This is a genomic window from Stenotrophomonas sp. 8(2023) (genome assembly GCF_030345295.1).
Lineage (GTDB): Bacteria > Pseudomonadota > Gammaproteobacteria > Xanthomonadales > Xanthomonadaceae > Stenotrophomonas > Stenotrophomonas muris.
The window spans coordinates 168056-189721 of record NZ_CP128404.1 but is presented as its reverse complement, the minus strand read 5'-3'; the positions used below and the strand labels follow the sequence as shown (position 1 = coordinate 189721).

The 21666-nt window shown below is 67.7% G+C and carries 15 protein-coding genes and 1 riboswitch; of the genes, 10 read left to right on the top strand and 5 right to left on the bottom strand.

What is annotated here, in order from left to right; genetic code table 11:
• Window positions 1–38: 38 nt before the first annotated feature.
• The 3 genes from QP609_RS00830 to QP609_RS00820 form a co-directional block, all read right to left on the bottom strand.
• Entirely contained in the window at window positions 39–1055 is a 1017-nt protein-coding gene (locus QP609_RS00830) for a 3-oxoacyl-ACP synthase III (RefSeq protein ID WP_014035559.1), read from the bottom strand.
• A 103-nt stretch (window positions 1056–1158) separates the two neighbouring features.
• Window positions 1159–1476 carry a DUF4156 domain-containing protein gene (locus tag QP609_RS00825; protein WP_005407628.1) on the bottom strand — a complete coding sequence of 106 codons (318 nt, stop codon included), beginning with the start codon at window positions 1474–1476 and terminating at the stop codon, window positions 1159–1161.
• A 215-nt stretch (window positions 1477–1691) separates the two neighbouring features.
• Window positions 1692–4541, bottom strand: coding sequence for a pitrilysin family protein (locus QP609_RS00820; RefSeq protein WP_169411661.1), 2850 nt, complete (start codon window positions 4539–4541; stop codon window positions 1692–1694).
• A gap of 420 nt (window positions 4542–4961) precedes the next feature.
• Between QP609_RS00820 and QP609_RS00815 the strand changes: the two genes are divergently transcribed.
• Both QP609_RS00815 and QP609_RS00810 read left to right on the top strand, forming a co-directional pair.
• Window positions 4962–5438 (top strand): hypothetical protein, encoded by a 477-nt coding sequence (locus QP609_RS00815; RefSeq protein WP_005407626.1) that lies wholly within the window; start codon window positions 4962–4964, stop codon window positions 5436–5438.
• 69 nt (window positions 5439–5507) lie between these two features.
• On the top strand, window positions 5508–5987 hold the full coding sequence (locus tag QP609_RS00810) for a tRNA (cytidine(34)-2'-O)-methyltransferase (protein ID WP_049441773.1): 480 nt from the start codon (window positions 5508–5510) through the stop codon (window positions 5985–5987).
• Window positions 5988–6190: 203 nt separating this feature from the next.
• Here the strand turns inward: QP609_RS00810 and QP609_RS00805 are convergent, their stop codons facing one another.
• A complete protein-coding gene (locus tag QP609_RS00805; protein WP_046427898.1) occupies window positions 6191–7354 on the bottom strand; it encodes an acyl-CoA dehydrogenase family protein in 1164 nt (387 codons plus the stop codon).
• Window positions 7355–7611: 257 nt separating this feature from the next.
• Between QP609_RS00805 and QP609_RS00800 the strand changes: the two genes are divergently transcribed.
• Together QP609_RS00800 and QP609_RS00795 are read left to right on the top strand one after the other, a co-directional pair.
• A complete protein-coding gene (locus QP609_RS00800) occupies window positions 7612–9288 on the top strand; it encodes an electron transfer flavoprotein-ubiquinone oxidoreductase (RefSeq protein ID WP_041862952.1) in 1677 nt (558 codons plus the stop codon).
• Window positions 9289–9353: 65 nt separating this feature from the next.
• The gene (locus QP609_RS00795; protein WP_197621400.1) at window positions 9354–9755 is read left to right on the top strand and encodes a c-type cytochrome; all 402 of its coding nucleotides are present in this window, start codon (window positions 9354–9356) and stop codon (window positions 9753–9755) included.
• Here the strand turns inward: QP609_RS00795 and QP609_RS00790 are convergent.
• The gene (locus QP609_RS00790) at window positions 9749–13348 is read right to left on the bottom strand and encodes a transporter substrate-binding domain-containing protein (protein ID WP_046427896.1); all 3600 of its coding nucleotides are present in this window, start codon (window positions 13346–13348) and stop codon (window positions 9749–9751) included. The genes QP609_RS00795 and QP609_RS00790 overlap by 7 nt on opposite strands.
• A gap of 75 nt (window positions 13349–13423) precedes the next feature.
• On the opposite strand from QP609_RS00790, the gene QP609_RS00785 reads away from it, so the two are divergent.
• From QP609_RS00785 to QP609_RS00760, 6 genes are all read left to right on the top strand, one after another.
• Entirely contained in the window at window positions 13424–14062 is a 639-nt protein-coding gene (locus tag QP609_RS00785) for a response regulator transcription factor (RefSeq protein ID WP_014035550.1), read from the top strand.
• Window positions 14063–14438: 376 nt separating this feature from the next.
• Entirely contained in the window at window positions 14439–15209 is a 771-nt protein-coding gene (locus QP609_RS00780) for a hypothetical protein (RefSeq protein ID WP_197621399.1), read from the top strand.
• 112 nt (window positions 15210–15321) lie between these two features.
• Window positions 15322–17310, top strand: coding sequence for a peptidoglycan-binding protein (locus tag QP609_RS00775; protein WP_032959398.1), 1989 nt, complete (start codon window positions 15322–15324; stop codon window positions 17308–17310).
• A 247-nt stretch (window positions 17311–17557) separates the two neighbouring features.
• On the top strand, window positions 17558–17965 hold the full coding sequence (locus tag QP609_RS00770) for a glycine zipper 2TM domain-containing protein (RefSeq protein ID WP_014645533.1): 408 nt from the start codon (window positions 17558–17560) through the stop codon (window positions 17963–17965).
• 121 nt (window positions 17966–18086) lie between these two features.
• Complete coding sequence (locus QP609_RS00765; protein ID WP_075076531.1) at window positions 18087–19211, top strand: phosphotransferase; 1125 nt, start codon at window positions 18087–18089, stop codon at window positions 19209–19211.
• A 98-nt stretch (window positions 19212–19309) separates the two neighbouring features.
• Window positions 19310–19405: riboswitch (TPP riboswitch) on the top strand.
• A gap of 70 nt (window positions 19406–19475) precedes the next feature.
• Window positions 19476–21665, top strand: a complete 2190-nt coding sequence (locus QP609_RS00760) for a TonB-dependent siderophore receptor (RefSeq protein ID WP_197621398.1) — start codon at window positions 19476–19478, stop codon at window positions 21663–21665.
• The last annotated feature ends 1 nt before the right edge of the window (window position 21666 follow it).

Sequence of the window (21666 nt, the reverse complement as noted above, 5' to 3'; positions counted from 1 at the left end):
CATGGCTCGGCTCTACAGGAGGTCGGGCAGCGGGCTGCTTACCAGACCACTTCAGCCATCGAGCAGTTCAGGCCGGAACCAATGCCCAGAAGTGCAATGCGATCGCCCTTCTTCAGCTTGCCCAGCTGCTTGAGCTTGCTCAGCACGATCGGCACCGAGGCCGGGCCGATGTTGCCGTGCTCGCCGAAGATGGTCATGACCTTCTTCGGGTCGATGCCGAAGTTCTTGATGAACGCAGCGGTGTGCGGCTGGCTGACCTGGTGGATCACGAACTGGTCCAGCTCTTCCACGGCCCAGCCCAAGGCGATCTTGGCGGCGGTGAAGGTCTTCTGGGCCAGCTTGATGCCTTCGATCAGCAGCAGGCGGGTATCGGTGACCATGCGGTCCAGATTGCCCAGGCACAGCTGGTTCCACTCGGTGGCCGAACGGGTCACGCCACCCTTGTAGCGGGGTGCATCCGGCACCAGTTCCGAGCGCGCCATCACCATCGCGGCGGCGCCCGAACCGGTGGTCAGGGCGGCCAGCTCGTTGCGGAAGTCGTCGGCGGTGACGTCCGGGGCGGTCATGCGCTCCAGGGTCTTCTCGTACACCAGGTTGGCGGTCTCGCCATCCACCACCAGCGCGTAGTCGATGTCGCCACGCTCGATCATGCGCGCCGCGATATCCATGCCGTTGATGAAGGCCAGGCAGGCATTGGCGACGTCGAAGGTCATGCACTCGTCGCTGACGCCGAGGTTGCCCGACACGATCGAGGCGGTGGACGGCTCCAGGTAGTCGCGGCTGACCGAGGTGTTGACCAGCAGGCCGACCTGCGTCGCATCGATGCCTGCGTCTTCCAGCGCCTTGCGGCCGGCCATGGTGGCGGCATCGGACGCCAGCACGCCGTTGTCCCACAGGCGGCGGGCATGGATGCCGGCGATATCGCCGAGCACGTCGGTGCGGATACCGAGGCGATCCAACGTCGGCTGCAGCCGCTCGTTGATTTCCTTGGTCGTCAGCGTATGCGGCGCATCAACGTGTGCCAGGCCGGCGATCGAGACATTCTTGAAGAGCATCGAGGTTAGCGCCAAGGCTCAGGCAAAAGGGGGCGCTATTCTATAACCCCCGGGGCCTTCACCGCATCTTTACGAATTCAGGCTTGGCCGTATGGTGAAGCGTTCAGCGCGGCGGGCACTGGAACGCGGCGAACCGCTGGCTGCCATCGGCGGGCGCGGCGGCGGCCTGTACGGCGTTGGCGCCAGCACTCGGGGCCTCGTTGCGGGCCAGGGTTTCCAGCTCTTCCTGCACGCGCAGCGGGTTGCGGTTGTAGAAGCCGACCTTGCTCTTCACGGTGACCACCACCTCGCCCTTGGCGATGCAGCCGGCCGGAACCGGACCTGCCGGCAACACGCGGGTCGCCTTGCCGGCCGGTTCGATCGGCACCCAGGTACAGGCAGTGACGGTGAGCAGCAGAGAGGAAAGCAGCAGAACGCGCATGGGCAGATCCTGGAAGGGTATGGGGCGATTCTGCCTGAACAGCCTGAATCGGGGGTAGCCGGGGCCGGGGTCAGAGCCCCCTGCGGGGGATCCGACCCCAGGTCGGCAGAGGGGTCGGATCCCCCGCAGGGGGCTCCGACGCCTTAAGGGTTTGCCGGCCAGTGGCCGGCACTACCGGGGGAGCCGGCCCGCCACAGGCGGGCCGGGGTCGTGCCTTATTTCTTGACCGGGTTGCCCTCGGCGTCGATCACCGTCACCTCGCCCAGGTTCAGCGCGCGCACGGCCGCTTCGGTCTGCTTGAGATCGCCCACCACCACCCAAGTCAGGGCCTGCGGCTTGATCTCGGCAGCAGCCTGCTGCACCTGCGCCGGGGTCATCGCTTCGATCTCGGCCTTGCGACGCAGCACATAGTCGTCCGGGCGCTTGAACTGCACGATCGAACCGATGGTCGCGGCCACGGCACTGGCGGTCTCGTAGGCACCGGGCAGGCTGAGGGTCTGGATGTTGCGGATGCGGTTGACTTCGGCAGCGGTGGCCGGCTTGCTGCCGTCGGCGAATGCGGCGATCTCCTTGCGCATTTCCGCCAGTGCCGGGCCGGTCTTGTCGATCTGCACCGGCGCACTGGCCATCCACGGGCGCTGGCCCACCGAACTGGTCGCGCTGCTGCGCGCGCCGTACGACCAGTGCTTGTCCTCGCGCAGGTTCATGTTCAGGCGCGAGGTGAAGTCGCCGCCGATCACGCCGTTGGCAATGTCGAAGCGGGTCGAACTGGCGGCGCTGGACGGCGCCACCACCTGGCCGGCGAACAGGTTGGCCTGCACCGCACCCGGCTGGTCGATCAGGAACACGCGCGGGCCCTTCGGCAGCGCGACATCGGTGGCCGCCTTCACCTGCGGCGCCTCGCCGGTCGCCTTCCAGTCGCCCAGCTGCTTGTCCAGCAGCGGCACGATCTCGGCCAGGGTGGTGTCACCGACCACGATCAGGGTGCCATTCTGCGGGCGCAGCCAGTCGTGGTGGAAATCAACCAGATCTTCGCGGGTCAGGCCGTTGATCGCCGCCTCGTCGCCGCTGCCGGTGAACGGGATGGCGTACGGGTGGCCCTTGCCGTACAGCAGCGGCGGCAGCACGCGCATGGCCACTGCACCCGGGTTCACCTTCTCCTGCTGGATGCCGGCGATCCAGGTCGCCTTGACCCGGTCGATCTCGCCCTGCTCGAAACGCGGTTCGCGCAGCAGGTCGCGGTACAACGCCAGCGACGGTGCCAGGTTTTCCTTCAGCGCCGACAGGTCCACGCTCATCGAGTCCAGGCCGGCCGAGGCATCCAGGCTGGCGCCCAGTGCGTCGGCGGCGTCGGCGAAGGCCAGCGAACCGAGCTTGCCGGCGCCTTCGGTCATCAGGCTCATGGTGAAGTTGGCGGTGCCGGGCTTGCGGCCCTGGTCGGCGCTGAAGCCGCCCGGGAACTGGTAGCTGAACTGCACCACCGGAATCTCGTGGCGTTCGGCCAGGATCACCTGGGTGCCGTTCTTCAGCGTGGCGCGCTGCAGTGCCGGGAACTTCAGCTGCGGGAACTCGCGGGTCTGCGGCACGCCGGCCTTGCGGTCCACCTGTTCCGGCAGGGTGCTGTACTTCGGGTCCACCGCCGGCACGGTGAACGGCTTCGGCGTCTGGCTCGGTTCTTCCTTCAGCGCCACGCGCTCACCCGGTGCGATCACCAGGGTGTGGCTGCCCTTGTCCAGCCACTCTGCGCCCAGGCGGCTCAGATCGGCGGCACTGGCCTTCTCGATGTTGGCCAGCGAGGTGCGGAAGCAACCCGGGTCGCCGGTGAACACCGCGCACTCGGCCAGCGCATCGGCCTTGCCGCCGAAGCCACCGATGCGCTCGATGCCACGGATGAAGCCGGCACGGGCGCCGGTCTTGGCGCGCTCCAGCTCGGCCGCGGTCGGGCCCTGCTTGATCAGGCGGTCCAGTTCCTCGTCGATGATCTTCTCGACCTTGGCCGGGTCCTGGCCCTGCTTGACGGTCGCCACGATCACGAAGTTGGAGCCCAGCTGCGACGTCGACAGGCCCGAGCCGATGCTGTCCACCAGCTTGTCCTGGTGCTGCAGGCGCTGGCTCAGGCGTGAGGACTTGGCGCCGCCCAGCACTTCGGAGAACAGCTGCAACTGGTCGATGTCGGCGGTGCCGATCTGCGGCACGTTCCAGGCGCGGTAGATGCGCGCCTGCGGCACCTTGTCGGTCATCGTCTCGCGGGTATCGGCACTGCGCTTGGCCACGTTCACCGCCGGCTGCGCCATGGTCGGGCCAGCGGGGATGCTGCCGAAGTACCTGGCGACCTTCTCCTTGGCGGTGGCCAGGTCGATGTCGCCGGCCAGCACCAGCACCGCGTTGTTCGGGCCATACCAGGTGCGGAACCAGGTCTTCACGTCATCCAGCGAGGCCGCGTTGAGATCGTTCATCGAGCCGATCACGCCGTGGTGGTACGGGTGGCCAACCGGATACAGCGCCTTGTTGATCTGGTCCCAGGCCTGGCCGTAGGGCTGGTTCTCGCCCTGGCGCTTCTCGTTCTGCACCACGCCGCGCTGCTCGTCCAGCGCAGCCTGGTCGATCGCACCGACCAGATGGCCCATGCGGTCCGACTCCATCCACAGCGCCATGTCCAGCGCGGTGGTCGGCACGTTCTCGAAGTAGTTGGTGCGATCGGTGTTGGTGGTGCCGTTCTGGTTGGTGGCACCGACCTGCTTGAACGGTTCGAAGAATTCGCCGTCGTGGTTCTCGCTGCCCTGGAACATCAGGTGCTCGAACAGGTGCGCGAAGCCGGTGCGGCCGGCCGGTTCATCCTTGCTGCCCACGTGGTACCAGACGTTGACCGCGACGATCGGCGCCTTGCGATCGGTATGCACGATCACGCGCAGGCCGTTGGGCAGGGTGAACTGCTCGTACGGGATATCGACCTTGGCCGGTGCCGCCGGCCTGGCGGCAAGCGCGGAGGTGGGCGCAAGCGTGCCCAGGGCGGTGCTGAGGGCGACGGCCAGCAATGCGGCGCGCGGGCGAAGGGCGAGAGACATATCCGGATCCTTGGTCACATAGGTGAATCCCGATCCTAGCCTGCGCAGGCAACGGCAGGAATCGGTCGCCAGTCACTGGGGGTGTTTGCCCTGAAGGCCATCCGGCCCGGCCCCAGCCGGCGGGCGGGCGTGAACCGTCACATGTGCCGGCTGAAGGCGTCCGGACAGTGTCCGCGGCATATCGAATGGACAGGTGTCCGCCCACCGGACACTTTTCGATTGATAAAAAACCCTTGTAAATCAATGAATAAAAGTTGGCACGGGGATTGCTTGGTACTTCCTGCGCCAGGAAGGGCTTCAGACTCAAGCTGACTGAAGACTGAACAAATGCAGGAAATCGAAAATTCTACTTGCATCCCCAGAATTGGTGTACTACCTTACTACCACACCACTGATCACCAACACTAAACAGGCCCCGTCATGAACGCCAAGACCATTGCCATCGCCATCGCCCTGATCGCCGGCACCGCGGTTGTTTCGTCGGTGCAGGCCTCTGAATCCATCAAGACCCTGTCCACCGTGCAGGTTCGCCCGGCCGCCGACCAGCTGGCCCAGCAGGCCTGGGAACAGGCCAGCGGCATCCCGACCCTGGCCACCGTGGAAGTGCGCCCGAGCGCCGACCAGCTGGCCGAGCGCAGCGGCTACGTCGCCGCCCCGGTCGCCGCCGCGATGCCGATCACCACCCTGGCCTCGGTGGAAGTGCGCCCGAGCCTGGAACAGCGCGTCGCCCTGGCCGCCGAACTGGAAGCCCAGCGCTACGCCGCCACCCTGGCTGCCGCTGCCACCAGCGTCGCCAACCAGGTGATCGTCAACCTGCCGGCCCTGCAGGTGCGTCCGAGCGCTGCAGACCTGCAGGCCCTGGCCACCGAAACCGCCCAGGTCCTGCTGCGCCCGTAAGCGGTGCCGCCCTGCCCAGCGCAGGGCGTGCGCCGTAGAGGCGGCCGCCGTCGCAGGTACACTGCGCCGATGAATGCCGCGCCCCCGTTCCACGTAATCCTGTTCCAACCGGAAATCCCGCCCAACACGGGCAATGTGATCCGGCTCTGCGCCAACACCGGCGCGCAGCTGCACCTGGTCGAGCCGCTCGGCTTCGCACTGGAAGACAAGCAGCTCAAGCGCGCCGGCCTGGACTACCACGAGTACTCGCGCCTGCAGGTGCACCCCGACCTGGACACCGCGCTGGCGCGGATCGCACCGAAGCGGTTGTTCGCCCTGAGTACGCGTGCCAGCGTCCGCTACGACAGCGTGGCGTTCGAAGATGGCGATGCCTTCCTGTTCGGCCCGGAAAGCCGTGGCCTGCCGCAGGACGTGCTCGATGCGCTGCCGGATGGCCGCCGCCTGCGCCTGCCGATGCGGCCGGGCAACCGCAGCCTCAATCTTTCCAACACCGTTGCCGTGGTGATGTACGAGGCGTGGCGGCAGCATGGGTTTGCCGGCGGCGCGTAAACCGCTCCGGGGTGGCTGTGGATCGCTGCTGGTGGGTGTGACCTGCTTCTGGTGGGTGCGGACCTTGGTCCGCACTGTTCCCCGGTCGCGTGCCGAAGGAGTGTGCCAACCAAGGTTGGCACCTACCAAAGACAGGTCAAGGCGGCTGCAGAAACTTCTGGAAAGATGTGCCAACCAAGGTTGGCACCCACCGGAACCAGGTTTCAGAACGCGTTGATGCCGGTCAGTTCGCGGCCGATCACCAGCTGGTGCACGGTCTCGGTGCCTTCATAGGTGATCACCGATTCGAGGTTCAGCGCGTGCCGGATCGCCACGTGTTCGGTGGTGATGCCGGCCCCACCCAGCAGATCGCGACATTCGCGGGCGATGTCGATGGCCATGCGGCAGTTGTTCCATTTGGCCAGGCTGACCTGCTGCGGCTGCAGCTGCCCGGCTTCCTTCAGGCGGCCCAGCTGCAGCGCCAGCAGCTGCGCGGTGGTGATGCGGCGGGCCATTTCGGCCAGCTTGATCTGCGCGCTCTGGGTGGCGGCCAGCGGGCGGCCGAACAGCACGCGCTCCTTGGCATAGCCCAGCGCTTCATCCAGGCAGGCAACGGCGGCACCGATCGGGCCCCAGCTGATGCCGTAACGGGCCTGGGTCAGGCAGCCCAGCGGCCCCTTCAGGCCCTTCACGTTCGGCAGGCGATGGCTGTCGGGCACGCGCACGTCATCGAAGAACAGCGCGCCGGTCAGCGACGCGCGCAGGCTCATCTTGTGCTTGATCTCCTGCGTGGTGAAGCCGGCCATGCCCTTCTCCAGCACGAAGCCCTGGATGCCGTCCTCGGTCTGCGCCCAGACGATGGCCAGGTCGGCCACCGGGCCGCTGGTGATCCACATCTTGCTGCCGCTGATGCGCCAGTCGCTGCCGTCGCGCACCGCGCGGGTCTTCATGCTGGCCGGGTCGGACCCACCGTGCGCCTCGGTCAGGCCGAAGCAGCCGATCAGTTCGCCGCGCGCCATCGCCGGCAGCCACTGCTGGCGCTGTTCCTCGCTGCCGTAGGCATAGATCGGGTACATGCACAGCGAGCTCTGCACCGAGACGAAGCTGCGCAGGCCCGAATCGCCGCGCTCCAGCTCCTGGCAGATCAAGCCATAGCTGACCGCACCCAGATCACCGCCGCCGTATTCGGCCGGCAGGGTGGCGCCCAGCAGGCCCAGCGAGGCGATCTCCGGCACCAGTTCAGAGGGGAAACGGGCCTGGTCGAAGGCATCGCCGATGATCGGCAGCACGCGCTCGTTGGTGAAGCGGGCGACGCTCTCCTGCACCGCGCGCTCTTCCTCATTGAGCAGGGAACGGACATCGAACAGATCGTACGGATGCAAAGCCATGGCACTCACGCGCAGTCAGGACCCGGCCATTGTCGGTCATCCGGGCAGAGCGTGCCGACCAGGGTCGGCACCCACCCGGGCCACAGCCTTACGCTGCACCGCAGCAATCGTGACGTGAACATCGGCGATCTAGCTCGATCACGCGCGGCCCGGTACCCTGACACATTCAAACAACCGTTTCGCTCGTGGCTGCACGCGCGATTCCCAGGCACCGCCGGTGGCCCCGATGCCGGCCCTACCCACGAGTCATGCAATCGATGAGCGCTGAAGCCAACGCCCTGCCCCCGCGTGAAGTAATGGAATTCGACGTGGTGATCGTCGGCGCCGGCCCCGCCGGCCTGGCCACCGCGATCCGCCTGCGCCAGCGCGCGATCGAAGCCGGCCGCGAGTTGTCGGTGTGCGTGCTGGAGAAGGGGTCCGAACCAGGCGCGCACGTGCTGTCTGGTGCGGTGATGGATCCGCGCGCGCTGACCGAGCTGTTCCCGGACTGGGCCGAGCGCGGCGCACCGCTGAAGCAGAAGGTCACCCGTGACGAATTCCTGTTCCTCAGCGAAACCGGCGCGCGCAGCACGCCCAACGCGCTGCTGCCGGAGTGCTTCCACAACGAAGGCAACTACATCATCAGCCTGGGCGAAGTGACCCGCTGGCTGGCGCAGCAGGCCGAGGCGCTGGAAGTGGCGATCTTCCCCGGCTTCGCCGCAGCCGAGGTGCTGTACGGCGACAACGGTGAAGTGATCGGCGTGGCCACCGGCGACATGGGTATCGAGAAGGATGGCAGCATCGGCCCGGCGTTCGAGCGCGGCATGGCGCTGCAGGCGAAATACACGATCTTCGCCGAAGGCGCGCGCGGCCATCTCGGCCGCCAGTTGATCGCGCGTTACACGCTGGACGAAGGCAAGGACCCGCAGGCCTACGGCATCGGCATCAAGGAGCTGTGGCAGATCGACCCGTCCCGGCATGAGCCGGGTCTGGTGGTTCACGCCGCCGGCTGGCCGCTGGACAGCGACACCTACGGCGGCGCGTTCCTGTACCACGCCGACGGCGGCAAGGTCGCCATCGGCTACGTGGTCGGCCTGGACTACAGGAACCCGTGGCTGAGCCCATTCGAAGAGTTCCAGCGCTTCAAGACCCATCCGTCCATCCGCAAGCATCTGGAAGGCGGTACCCGCATCGGTTACGGCGCGCGTGCGATCACCGCCGGTGGCCTGCTGTCGCTGCCGAAGACGGTGTTCCCGGGCGGTGCACTGGTCGGCTGCGAGGCCGGCTACCTCAACGCCAGCCGCATCAAGGGCAGCCATGCCGCGATCAAGACCGGCATGCTGTGCGCCGACGCCGCGTTCGACGCGCTGGCCGCCGACCGCCAGCACGATGAACTGAGCGCCTACCCGAAGGCGTTCGAAGCCAGCTGGCTGTTCACCGAACTGCAGCAGGCCAAGAACTTCAAGCAGTGGTTCAAGAAGGGCCAGACCGTGGCCACGCTGATGACCGGCGTCGAGCAGTGGCTGCTGCCGAAGCTGGGCGTGCGCAACCCGCCGTGGACCCTGCACCGCACGCAGCCGGATCATGCCTGCCTGGAACCGGCCGCCAAGCACACCCGCATCGCCTACCCGAAGCCGGATGGGGTGCTGACCTTCGACCGCCTCAGCTCGGTGTTCCTGAGCAGCACCAACCACGACGAGAACCAGCCCAGCCACCTGACGCTGAAGGACCCCAGCATTCCGGTGAAGGTGAACCTGGCCGAGTACGCAGGCCCGGAAGCCCGCTATTGCCCGGCCGGTGTGTACGAGTTCGTTGGCGAAGCCGACAATGCGCGCCTGCAGATCAACGCGCAGAACTGCGTGCACTGCAAGACCTGCGACATCAAGGATCCGACCCAGAACATCGTCTGGGTGACCCCGCAGGGCGGCGGCGGCCCGAACTACTCGGGCATGTGATCGCCCCGGGCTGCGACCGTGTGTCGCAGCCCGACCGCTCCACCGCACCGCTATCCTGCCCACCCATGCGTGCCCGCCGCCTGCTCACCGCCGTTGCCGTGGCCCTGCTTGCCACGGCCTGCCAGCGCCCGCCCGCGGTGCCGGCCACGCCCGAACAGGCCCGGCAGCAGGCCATGCAGCGCGCGTTCGAACTGTGTGCCGGCTGCCACACCGTGCAGCCCGGTGGCATCCACCGCTTCGGACCCAACCTGCACGGCGTGATCGGCCGCCGCGCCGGCAGCCTGCCCGACTATGGGTATTCCGACGGCATGCGCCGCGCCGACATCACCTGGACCGCACAGACGCTGGATACCTTCCTGCAGTCACCCACGCACCTGGTGCCGGGCACCCGCATGTACAACGCCTTCCCCAGCGCAGAACGCCGCGCCCTGGTGATCGCCTACCTGCAGCAGCAGTCGGCTCAGTGAGCCAGGCGCTGCAGCTGTTGCTGCAGCCGCGCCACGAACGTCGTTACGGTGGCGAACAACGGCGCCGTATCGGCCTCTGCCGCATCCTGCAGGCGCTCGACCAGGGCATTGGCCTGCTGGGCCAGTGCCGTGGCCCCGATCGCCCCGAGCCCGCCGGCCTGGCGATGCAGGTGCAGCGCCGCAGCCTGGCGGTCGCCAGCCTGCACGGCGCGCTGCACGGCGGCCAGGTCACCCTCGCTGGCCTGCAACAGGCTGTCGCGCAGCTGCTCGGCCACCACGCGCGAGCCGAAGCGCTGCTGCAGGGTGGCCAGATCAGGCAATGCTTCACCGTCGTCGGCGGCAACCTCCGGCACCGGCACCTCGAACGACTGGCCCTGGGCCTGCGGCAGCCAGCGCAGCAGCGCCGCACGCAGCGTGGCCAGCGACAGCGGCTTGGCCAGTACCTCGTCCATGCCGGCCTCGCGGCAGCGGCGCGCATCGTCGTCCAGCACGCTGGCGGTCAGCGCCAGCACCGTCAGCCGCGGCTGGCCGGTACGGCCCTCGCGTTCGCGCAGCAGGCGGGTGAAGCCAAATCCATCGAGTACCGGCATGCGGCAGTCGGTGATCACCAGGTCGAAGCTCTCCGACGACAGGCGATCCAGCGCCTGCTGGCCATCGCCCAGCAGCACATGGGGCACGCCCAGCTGCTGCAGCCGCCACGCCATCATCGCCTGGTTGGTCGGGTGGTCCTCGATCACCAGCACCCGCGCCTGGCGCAGCGCGGCGGGCAGCAGCGCGGACTGGTCCTGCTCGGCCAGCAGTGCCGCCGCGTCCTCGCTGCCGGCCTCCACCAGCGATACCCGCACTTCGGCGCGGGTTCCTTCGCCCAGCGTGCTGTGCAGGGTCAATTCGCCCTGCATCATCTGCACCAGTCGCTGGCAGATGCTCAAGCCCAGGCCGGTGCCGCCGTGGTCACGCTGGATGTAGGCACCGGCCTGCGTAAAGGGCGCGAACAGGTGCTGCAGTTGTTCCGGTGCGATGCCGATGCCGGTGTCGGTAACGCTCAGGCACAGCGGTTGCACGCCGTCTTCGCTGGTCGGCCCCAGCACCTCCAGCTGCAGGCGCACCTCGCCCTGTGCGGTGAACTTGATGGCATTGCTGAGCAGGTTGAACACGATCTGGCGCAGCCGCACGCCGTCCACTTCGTGGGCCGGCGCCAGCTCGGGATCGATCTGCACGTGCAGCGCCAGGCCACGCGCGCTGGCCTGGGCCGACAGCAGGCGGCACACGCTCTCCAGCAGGGGCCGCAGCGGTTGCGGCACCGGTTCCAGGCGCAACGCCCCTGCTTCCAGCCGCGAGTAATCGAGGATGTCATCGAGGATCTGCCGCAGCATCTGGGCCGAATCCTCGATAACGCCGAGGATGCGCTGCTGTTCGCTGTCCAGCGGTGAGTGCGCCAGCACCTCCAGCATCCCCAGCACGCCACTCATCGGCGTGCGGATCTCATGGCTCATCGTGGCCAGGAAGCGCGATTTGGCCTCGGCGGCCTGCTCGGCGTCCGCCTTCGCCGCCGCCAGGGCATCGGCCTGCATCCGCGCTTCGCTCACGTCCACCCAGTAACCGCTCCAGATCACCGCGCCCTCTTCGGCGGCATAGGGGTGGGCCTGGCTGCGCACCCAGCGCACGCCCTCCCCATCGCTGCGCAGGCGGAACTCCAGGATCAATGGGGCGAACTGGCGCGCGGCCTGCTCGATGGAGTGCAGGATGTGCGCGCGGTCCTCTTCCTCGATGCGTTCCAGCAACACCCTCGCATCCTGTTCGGCCTGCTGCCGTGTAATGCCGAACAACGCAGGCAGGTCACCGGCGATGAACGGGAAGCTGAGCGCGCCATCGGCGTCGCGACGCGCCTGATAGACCACTGCAGGCAGGTTGTCGGTCACCTCGGCCAGACGCTGCTCCAGCTGGCGACGTCCTGCCACCTCGCGGCGCAGCCGCCAATGGCCGACGCCATGTACCAGCAGCGCGGTCAGCAGCACCAGCAGCACCGGCACGCCCCACCGCAGCACCTTGTTCCAGTCGACACCGTTGCGGTACTCCACCCCCAGCCAGGCATTGCGCAGGGCCTCGCGCTTGCGTGGGGTCATCTGCAGCAGCAGGCGATCGAAGGTGGTAGCCAGTGCCGCGTGGCGGCGGTCCACAGCCAGCACCAGCTGGTCGTTGAAGCCGGCCGGTGCCGCCACCTGCAGCCGTCCCGGGAAACGGCTGCGCAGCAGGTGATCGACCACGGCAAGGTTGCCGATGTACGCATCGGCGTCGCCAGCGAGCAGGCGCTGCAGCGACTGCTCGGCGCTGCGTGCAGCGATGATCCGCGCCTGCGGTGCCTGCTGCAGCACGTAGCCGCGCACACGCTCCGGGTCGGACAGCAGCACGCGCTTGCCCTGCAGGTCAGCCAGGCCCAGCAGCGACTCGCCATCGCTCCTGACCACAATCACGTTCGGCACGCTGATGAAGGGCTGGCTGAACACCCAGTCCGGGCCCAGGTACCGTGAATCGACAGGAATGCCCATCACCGCCTGCAGCTCACCGCGGCGGGCCTTCTCGCGCACCTCGTACCAGTCGTGGCTGTCCTCGACCTGCAGGTTGGCACCAGCCTGCATCAGGCGCTGCAGGTATTCGCTGGCCAGCCCGCTGGGCCGGCCATCCTCGCCGGTGAACGACAGTGGCGCGGCATTCGGGGCGAAACCGATCTTCAACGGCTGCTCCAGCACGCGCTTCTCGGCCTGGCTCAGCGCCAGCTGCGCCGATGCCGACCAGTGCGGCGGTGGCAGCCATCGTTGTGCGAGGGCATCACGCTGGGCCTGGCTGGTGGCCGCCAGCGCCAGGTCCAGGGCTTCAGCCAGGGGTTGCTTGCTGTTGGGAATGCCGAAGTGCAGCCGTTCAGGGGGCAGGTCGCTGGGCCGCAACAGCGCCACGCCCTGCAGGCGCCGGCTGGCAATCAGCTCGGTGGCGACAAAGGCATTGCCGATGTAGACGTCGGCCTTGTCGTCTCTGACCATCTGCAATGCGCTCAACGTGTCGTTTACGACAAGCTGGCGGGCACGCGGGAATCGGGCGCGCACCTGCGGACCGGTCAGGAAATCCTGCTCGATCACCACCCGCAGACCCTCCAGGTCGGGCATGTCGGAGGCACGCAGGTCGTCCGGCCGGCCCACCAGGGCCAGCGGCGCTTCGCTGTAGGCCGCGGTATAGACCATGCAGCGGGTGCGGTCGGCACTGAGGCCGACATTCATCACCACGTCGATCTCGCCACGACATGCCGCATCCAGCACGGATGTCCAGTCCGGATAGCGGCGCGCCTCGACCTTCATGCCGAGCTGGCGTGCAAGATGCGACAGGTAGTCCGGTCCCAGACCGACCTGCTGGCCGTCACGGAGGGACTCGAAGGGCGGCCAACCGCTGTCATACTGCCCGACAACGATGGTCGGATGCGCCACCAGGTATTCGCGCTGCAACGGGCTGAGCGGCAGCAGCCCAGGGGCCGGCTGTGCCTGGGCCACGGGCAGGGCCAGCACCGCCAGCAGCAGGAGCAGCCCGCGAACAGCCCACCTACGCATCTGCGTCGATCTCCTAGAATCCTGCCAGGGACCGCGATGGTCGCGGCCCGGCGTGCCCGATGGCCATACTAGAGCATGAGCTTGCGCATCATCATCGCAGACGATCACCCGGTGGTCCGCATCGGTACCCGCGCCGTCATCGAGTCGAGCGGCGTGGGCCGCGTGGTCGGCGAGGCCGACAGCGCGCAGGCGCTGATGACCCTGCTCGCCAACCAGCCCTGTGACCTGCTGGTCACCGACTACTCCATGCCGGGCAGCCCGCAGGCCGATGGCTTCGCCATGATCGGCATGATCCGCCGCCGGCATCCGGACCTGCCGGTGCTGATGCTCAGCGTCTCCAGCAACCTGGCGATCCTGCGCATGGTGCTCGACAGTGGCGTGCTCGGTCTGGTCGACAAGAGTTCGTCAATGGACGAGCTGCCGCAGGCCATCCAGTCGGTGTACCGCGGCCAGCCCTACATCAGCCGCAGCCTGCGCGAGCGGGTGGACGCGGCCGGCAGCTGGCGCATGCGCGAGGGCGACGGCAAGCCGTTGTCACCACGCGAAGTGGAGGTGCTGCGACTGCTCGGCACCGGCATGACGGTGAAGGAGATTTCGCTGCAGCTGCACAAGAGCGTCAGCACCATCAGCCGGCAGAAGGGCGACGCCATGCTCAAGCTGGGGCTGAAGGGCGACGCCGAATTGTTCGACTACCTGCGTGACGGCAAGATCTGAGACGCACTTCACATCACAGACCCGGCTGCCGCCCCCCCTCTTTGACGGCCTGCGGATCTGTGCCAAGATGGGCACGCATGAGTTCTCAATGCGAGGTCGAAGGAATCGACCGGCTCATGTCCTCGCTCCCGTCCGTGGTGGATGGGGTGCGGCTTCCTGCCGGCCGTCTGGCCCGGCAACGCTGACCATGGAGAGGCGCATGCAGTCCCCCCCTGAGCTACGTTGGACCCTGCCGTTGCGGCCCCTGCGCGCATTCGCGGCATGCCTGCTCGTCTCTCTTTCCGCTGCCGCCTGCAGCGCCGCCGATCCGGCCCCCTCGTCCTCCCAGCCTGCGCCTGCGCAGGCTGCCAAAGCGCCCCGACAGGATGTTGCCCCGATGCAGAACCCCTCCCCCGATGCCGCCGTCACCCCGCCCGACGCGCCGACCGTGATGTATTTCATCTACCAGGTCGATGGCGACGGTGCGACGTCCTATGAGGTCCAGAACGGCAGCGTGGCGACCTTCTGGTTCGGCCACCGCTTCACCCTGGACGGCACCACCTACTACACCGGTTTTTCCTGGGACACCCGCGAGCACTACGGCAAGCCGGGCGAACAGCAGCCGGCCGGCCCCGACGACCGCGCCAATCTGGCCGAGGCCACCTTCGTACTGGCCGGCGGCGACGCGAAGAAGCCGTGGAAGTTCCGTGGCCAGGAATGGACCATCGGTGCGCTCGGCGCCTACGACAAGGCCGACGACGTCGATACCCGGCGCAAGCCGATCGAACACCACACCGCCGACGGCCGCCTGCTGCTGGCGGTGCCGACCAGCAGCTTCGACCGCGGCATCAGCAGCAGCGGCTACGCCCTGCTGCTGTTCAACCCCAAGCGCAGCGAGGACGACCTGGACAGCAAGGCCTGGCGCTACGTCGGCTCGGTGCGCACCGGCGAAGACAACAGCGCGGCCTGCGACGACGGCAACGTGATGCCGTGCACCGACAGCGATGGCGAACTGGCCTTCGTGGCCGATGGCAACGGCCTGCCGCAGCTGACCGTGACCTTCAAGGGCACCACCATCGAAGCCCCGGGCAAGACCCGCGCGCTGGGTGCCGGCGACACCGTGCACTACCGCTTCGACAGCAAGGCCCAGCAGTACATCGCGCCCTGATTTCCATCCGCCGCAGGCGGGTTACCTGTTGACCGACATGTTCTTGACTCACGGATGAGTCCGGTTGGCGATTCGCGGCATCGGCCGCTCCATCAACCCCGAGGAAAACGTCATGGCACAGCATGACTACAGCAAAAAGGAAGTCCTGGACATCGTCGAGCAGGTCGCCCGGCAGAAGGGCATTCCGGTCGATGACTTCATGCGCTTTGCGCACATCGAGACCGGCGGCACGTTCAACGAACGCGCCCACAACACGTCGACCGGGGCCAAGGGCCTGTTCCAGTTCGTGCCCGGTTCGGCGCGCCAGTACCACCTGACCGGCCACGAGTTCGATCCGACCCGCAACACCGAAGCCGCCGCGCAGATGTACCAGGACAACCTGGGCTCGATGGCGCGCCGCAATGAGCGCACCGGCCACCCGTACCTGTCCGGCGGCGACACGCCGACCGGCCTGGACCTGTACCTGGCCCACCAGCAGGGCAGCGCCGGCTATGGCTCGGTGCAGACCGCGATCGCCACCGGCACCTTCGGCGTGGTCCGCAACGGCCATGGCGAAGAGATCAACATGCGCCGCAACGTGCTCAACCAGATCGGGTCCGATGCCAAGGCGCTGACCGGCCACACCCTGGCCGAAATGCGTGGCATGAACGACGGCGACCTGGCGCGGACCTTCTCCAGCTACTACATCCACAAGTACGCAGCGATCAGCATCCCGGAAAAGCACATCACGCCGCAGACCGTGGCACCGGGCCAGGCCCAGGCTCCAGGCACACCTGCGCAGACCGCCGCAGTGGGCGCCGCTGCGGCCACGCTGGCGGCGACCGCAACGGCTCCTGCTGCGCCGAAGCCGGGCATCGAACTGCACGCCGCGTACGACGCTGGCGTGAAGTACGACGATGTGAAGTACGCCATCAACATCCCGGGCCACGCGCTGTACGTGCCGGGCAAGACCGGCAAGAACGTGGACCAGGGCTACATCGATTGCTCCGGCTGGGTCGGCACCCTGCAGAACCGGACCATGGACGAGATCAACCAGAAGGCCGGGCACGCTGTCTTCAGCAAGGCCGACCGCATCGACCTGGGCAACCTCGGTTCCGGCGGCATCGTGCACAAGGCCGTCGAACAGTCCGGCGTGCTGCTCGAGCGCGACGCCATCCTCAAGCCCGGTGCGCTGAAGGAAGGCATGGTCATCGGCCTGGATACGGCCAGGACCCGCCACGAGCACTGGAATGGCATCGACCACATCGTGATGGTGGTGCGCGACCCGAATACCGACAAGCTGCTGATCAGCCAGTCCACCGGCAGCAAGGGCGTGCACACCATGCCGGTGGAGGATTACCTCAAGCAGGTGAAGGACCACCCGCACTGGAAGCTGTTCGCGTCGGACCCGTTGTCCAAGGCGCGCGACCTGCTGGAAAGCCGCACCCAATCGCATGAGCAGACCCAGGGCAAGCCTGCGGCCGAACACAAGGCCGCTGCCGCCCCGCACGCCGAGCTGTACAAGCCGGGCGCGCACAGCGAGGGCGTGCGCAAGGTGCAGGAGCAGCTGGGCCACCTCGGCTATGCCGGGGCCGACGGCAAGCCGCTGGCCGAGGACGGCCGCTTCGGCCGCAATACCGAAGCGGCGGTACGCCAGCTGCAGAAGGACAACGGGCTGGTTGCCGACGGCATCGTCGGTGCAAAGACGCTGGATGCGATCAAGGAGGCCCGCGAGCGCCCGCTGCTGAACGACGAGCGGCACCCGCGCAATCCGATGTACCTGCAGGCCACCGAAGGCCTGGAACGGATGCCGGCGGGCACCTTCAAGGACCGTCACGCGCTGGAAAGCGCCGCAGCGGCCCTGACCAGGGAGGCGCATGCCGCCGGCCTGCAGCGCATCGACGCGGTGGTGCCCAGCCCGAACGGTGAGCGCCTGTTCGCCGTGCAGGGCACGGTCGGTGACCCGGCGGCCAGCCGCGTTGCGGTGGAAACCCGCACCGCCAGCGAGCAGAGCATGGCGCTCAGCAGCGGCGCGGTGCAGGGCGCGCCGAACGTGCTGCACCAGCAGCAGGACGCGCAGCAGGAACAGACCCGCCAGGCGCAGAAGGCCATGGGCGTCTGAGCCCGCAGCGCCTTGCAGACCGGGAGGGGCCGCGCCATGCGCGGCCCTTTCCCTTTCTGCCAGCTGAGCGGTAAAAGCCACTTTCAGCCTTGCTTCATGCCGCCTGACGCTAGATGAATGCGCAAGCCGCCCGGTAGGCCAGGCAATGTTCCGCCAATGTTGGAACGCCAGCGTGGTCTCCACGGCAGCCGGGGCGCCCCGCGCCCTCCCTGCCCAGCGTGGCATGCACCTCACAGGAGAACCGAACATGCTCAGTACTTCCACACTCAGCTTCCGTGGTCTGGCGATGGCCCTGGCACTGGTTGCCGGTGTCGCCGTGGTCAGCGATGCCAGCGCGATGTCGAGGAAGGACAAGCGCACCCTGGTCGGCGCCGTGGTCGGTGGCGTGGCCGGCAACCTGCTGTCCAACGGCGACCCTGCGGCCACCGTCGGCGGTGCCGTGGCCGGCGGCGCGATCGGCAACCTGACCACCTCCGACCGCCGCGACCGCCGTTACTACGACAATCGCCGTTACGACGACCGCTACGATCGCCGTTACGACCGTGGCTACTACCGCAGTGGCTACTACGACCGTGGCGATGACCGCCGCTGGCAGCGTGAGCGCTACTACGACAACCGCTACTACCACGACCGCGGCCGCCATCGCGGCTGGTAAGCAGCGCCGACATACCGATGACGCGGAGACGGGCGGGTCGATGACCCGCCCGTTTGCGTTGGCCACGCGCATGGCGTTGAATGCGCAGCCTTGGATGTGACTTTCCCGATCGGACTGTGGCATGACGTCTTCCTCCCACCGCGTGCAGGGCCTTAACAACGACGAGGTCGCTGCCGACTGGCCAGCGATCAGCGCGGCGGACATCGCGTGGCTGAGTACGCGTTACCCGCAGCTGGGCGGGCACAGCCAACCGCGCTGGCACAGCCCGCGGCCGCTGTCTGCCGCCGCCATCGTCGACGGCACGCGCGGCGCGGTGTTCATCAAGCGCCACCACCACAGCGTGCGCAGCGCGGCCTGTCTGGAAGAAGAACACCACTTCATCGCCCATCTCGCCGCCGCCGGCGTGCCAGTGGTGCAGGTGCTGCCGGCCACCGATGGCCACACTGCGGTCGAACACGGCGAATGGACGTTTGAACTGCACGATGTCGGCGTGGGCGACGACCTGTATCGCGACGCGGTGTCGTGGTCGCTGTTGACCGATGTCGCGCAGGCCCGCGAAGCAGGGCGCACGCTCGCACAGCTGCACCGTGCCGCCGCCAGCTACCACGCGCCCCAGCGCAGCACCCATCTGCTGGTGGCGCGCGACGACCTGATCCGTGCCGACGATCCGATCGCCGCCATCAAGGCAGGACTGGATGAACGTCCCGGGCTGGCACGCTATCTCGCGCGCATTCCATGGGAAGCACAGCTGCAGCGCGACGTGCTGCCGTGGCACGCCGGCCTGGCCGAGCGCCTGCGCGCCGAGCCCCGGCTGTGGGCGCACAACGACTGGCATGTCTCCAACCTGCTGTGGCGCAACGGCGAGGTCAGCACCGTGCTGGATTTCGGCCTGGCGTCGCCCACCAGCGCGCTGTTCGACCTCGCCACCGCGATCGAGCGCAACGCCGTGGCGTGGCTGGAACTGGAGCGCGGCATGGAGGCAGTGCGCATCGATATCGCGCTGGCCCTGCTCGACGGCTACCGCGAGGTGCTGCCGTTGTCGGCGGCACGCGTGCACCTGCTGGCCGACCTGCTGCCAATGGTCCATTTCGACTTCGCACTGTCCGAAGTGGAGTACTTCGAAGGTGTCACCCGCTCAACCGCGAATGCCGACGTGGCCTGGCAGCCCTTCATGCTGGGCCATCCGGCGTGGTTCCACAGCGCGCCGGGGCGGGCACTGCTGCAGGCCCTGCACGCCGTCGCGTGATCCGGTTGACGCAGCGTTGCGGTCAGATCCCTTTCCGCAGGAAAGGGATCTGACCCCGGCTGGCGCTCGCAAATCCGTACCATTTGTAGTGAAATGGTCACCTGAAGCGGGGGTGCCTGGATCTGCCAGGCTGAGAGAGTCCCTTGGAACCTGATCCGGTTTGCACCGGCGTAGGGAGCTTTGAGCCGCAGCCACACCCCCATCATGGGCCGGTGCACCTGCGCGCCGTCGCTTCGTCTCCCTTGTTGTCCGAAGACGAACCGAATGAACCGCTGCCTGCGCCCCACCCTGCTCTCACTCGCCCTCTGCGCCGCGCTGCCGCTGCATGCCAGCGAGGCCGAGGCCACCACCGATGCGGCTGCCACTGGTGCCGAACGCTCGCCGACCGAACTGGCGGCGGTGCGCGTGGAGGCCGGCAAGCCGAAGGCCGATACCTCGCGCGTGAATGCCTTCGGCGGCGGTTCGTGGAAGGACACGCCGGCTTCGGTGAACGTGCTCGAGCGCGACTATCTCGAACGTCGCCAGGTACGTTCGCTGTCCGAGCTGGCCAGCAACGATGCCTCGCTGGGTGATGCGTATGCACCTGTGGGCTACTACCAGAACATCGCCATCCGCGGCTTCGCGCTGGACGCCGCCACCGGCTACCGCTTCAACGGGCTGTCCATCGCCGGCGAGCAACGCCTGGCGCTGGAGAACGTGCAGTCGGTCGAGATCCTCAAGGGTGAAGCCGGCCTGGCGGCAGGGGTGATGGCGCCGGGCGGGATCATCAACTACATCGGCAAGCGCCCGGCTGAAGTACGCACCGCCACGCTCGGCACCGATTCGGAAGGCTCACGCTACGTCGCCGTCGATGTCGGCCACTGGATCACCCCGCGTTTCGGCCTGCGCCTGAATGCCGCATGGGACTCCAGCAATTCCTACGTCGCGCACGCCGATGGCCGCCGCAACTTCTACTCGCTGGCCGCCGACTGGCTGATCGGCGAGCGCGGCAAGCTGGAAGTGGATGCCAACTACCAGACCAGCTCGCAGCGCTCGGTGTCCGGCTACCAGCTGCTGGGCGCGCGTGACCTGCCGCGCGGTGTCGACCGCGAGCACCTGCTCGGCTACCAGCCGTGGCAGCGCCCGGTGGATATCGCCAGCACCAACATCACCGCGCTGCATACCTACGACTTCAACGATGCCTGGCAGTCGCGCGTCTCGGTCGGCCACAGCCGCTCGGTGATCGATGACAACGTCGCCTTCGCCTACGGCTGCTACTACGCCGTGCAGTGCGCCGATGGCAGCGTGCCAGGCAACTACTTCGCGCCCAACGGCGACTACGATGTCTACGACTACCGCAGCCCGGACGACACCCGCCGCAACCAGCAGGCCCGTGCCGAGCTGCGTGGCCACTTCGAGACCGGCAGCGTCGGCCATCAGCTGACCCTCGGTGCCGACTACTTCCGCCGCACCGTGGACAAGCGCCCGAGCGTCAACGAGTACGTCGGCACCAGCAACATCCACGACCCGCAGGTGCCCGTGTTCGAGCCGTCGCCGAAGATGCCCGGCCCCTCCGCACGACGCCTGGACAGCCGCCAGACCGCGTTCTTCGCGCTGGACCGGATGAGCTTTGGCGATGACTGGCAGTGGTTGGCCGGTGGCCGCTTCGTGCGCCTGGACGAGCGTGCCTACGACAAGCGTGGCGTTCCGCAGCGGCACAGCCGCCTGTCGCGGTTCCTGCCGCAGACCGCGGTGGTGTGGAAGGCCACCGATCAGCTCAACGCCTATGCCAGCTACGTGCGCGGCATTTCGCTGGGACAGGAAGCGCCGTTCTGGACCAGCAATGCCGACACTTTCCTGCCGTCGGTGCAGTCGCGGCAGCTGGAAGCAGGCGTGAAGTACGTGCCGGTCGAAGCACTGACCTTGGGCGCGGCGGTGTTCCGCATCTCGCAGCCGTACCAGTACGCCAGGCCCGACAGCAGCGACGTCGGCTACACCTTCGTCGAGGAAGGCACGCAGACCCACACCGGCCTGGAGCTGACCGCCAACGGCCAGCTGACCGACACACTGCAGGTCGTGGCCAGCGCCAGCGTGCTGCAGGCGCGCGCGCGCGACACCGGCACGCCGGCCTATGAAGGCCATCAGCTGGTGAACGTGCCGAAGGTACGCGCCAGCGTGCACATGGCCTACGCGCTGCCGTTCGTGCAGGGCCTGGACGTGACCGGTGGCTGGCGCTATGCCGGTGCCAACGTGGCACGCGCCGATGGTGGCGTGCGCGCGCCGGACTACTCGGTGTTCGATGCCGGCCTGCGCTTCCAGCATCGCCTGCACGAACGCGCGGTGACCTGGAACCTGTCGGTGGACAACGTATTCAACCGCTTCTACTGGCGCGATACCGGCAGCAGCGGCGGTGACTACTACCTGTTCCCCGGTGCACCGCGACAGGCCCGCCTGTCGGTGACGTTCGCGCTGTGAG

Bases quoted from the DNA above. Each gene is read 5' to 3' on its own strand.
- QP609_RS00765 (WP_075076531.1), top strand. From the start codon at position 18,087: ATGACGTCTTCCTCCCACCGCGTGCAGGGCCTTAACAACGACGAGGTC.
- QP609_RS00770 (WP_014645533.1), top strand. From the start codon at position 17,558: ATGCTCAGTACTTCCACACTCAGCTTCCGTGGTCTGGCGATGGCCCTG.
- QP609_RS00820 (WP_169411661.1), bottom strand. From the start codon at position 4,541: ATGTCTCTCGCCCTTCGCCCGCGCGCCGCATTGCTGGCCGTCGCCCTC.
- QP609_RS00790 (WP_046427896.1), bottom strand. From the start codon at position 13,348: ATGCGTAGGTGGGCTGTTCGCGGGCTGCTCCTGCTGCTGGCGGTGCTG.
- QP609_RS00760 (WP_197621398.1), top strand. From the start codon at position 19,476: ATGAACCGCTGCCTGCGCCCCACCCTGCTCTCACTCGCCCTCTGCGCC.
- QP609_RS00780 (WP_197621399.1), top strand. From the start codon at position 14,439: ATGCAGAACCCCTCCCCCGATGCCGCCGTCACCCCGCCCGACGCGCCG.
- QP609_RS00800 (WP_041862952.1), top strand. From the start codon at position 7,612: ATGAGCGCTGAAGCCAACGCCCTGCCCCCGCGTGAAGTAATGGAATTC.
- QP609_RS00825 (WP_005407628.1), bottom strand. From the start codon at position 1,476: ATGCGCGTTCTGCTGCTTTCCTCTCTGCTGCTCACCGTCACTGCCTGT.
- QP609_RS00775 (WP_032959398.1), top strand. From the start codon at position 15,322: ATGGCACAGCATGACTACAGCAAAAAGGAAGTCCTGGACATCGTCGAG.
- QP609_RS00795 (WP_197621400.1), top strand. From the start codon at position 9,354: ATGCGTGCCCGCCGCCTGCTCACCGCCGTTGCCGTGGCCCTGCTTGCC.
- QP609_RS00815 (WP_005407626.1), top strand. From the start codon at position 4,962: ATGAACGCCAAGACCATTGCCATCGCCATCGCCCTGATCGCCGGCACC.
- QP609_RS00810 (WP_049441773.1), top strand. From the start codon at position 5,508: ATGAATGCCGCGCCCCCGTTCCACGTAATCCTGTTCCAACCGGAAATC.
- QP609_RS00805 (WP_046427898.1), bottom strand. From the start codon at position 7,354: ATGGCTTTGCATCCGTACGATCTGTTCGATGTCCGTTCCCTGCTCAAT.
- QP609_RS00830 (WP_014035559.1), bottom strand. From the start codon at position 1,055: ATGCTCTTCAAGAATGTCTCGATCGCCGGCCTGGCACACGTTGATGCG.
- QP609_RS00785 (WP_014035550.1), top strand. From the start codon at position 13,424: ATGAGCTTGCGCATCATCATCGCAGACGATCACCCGGTGGTCCGCATC.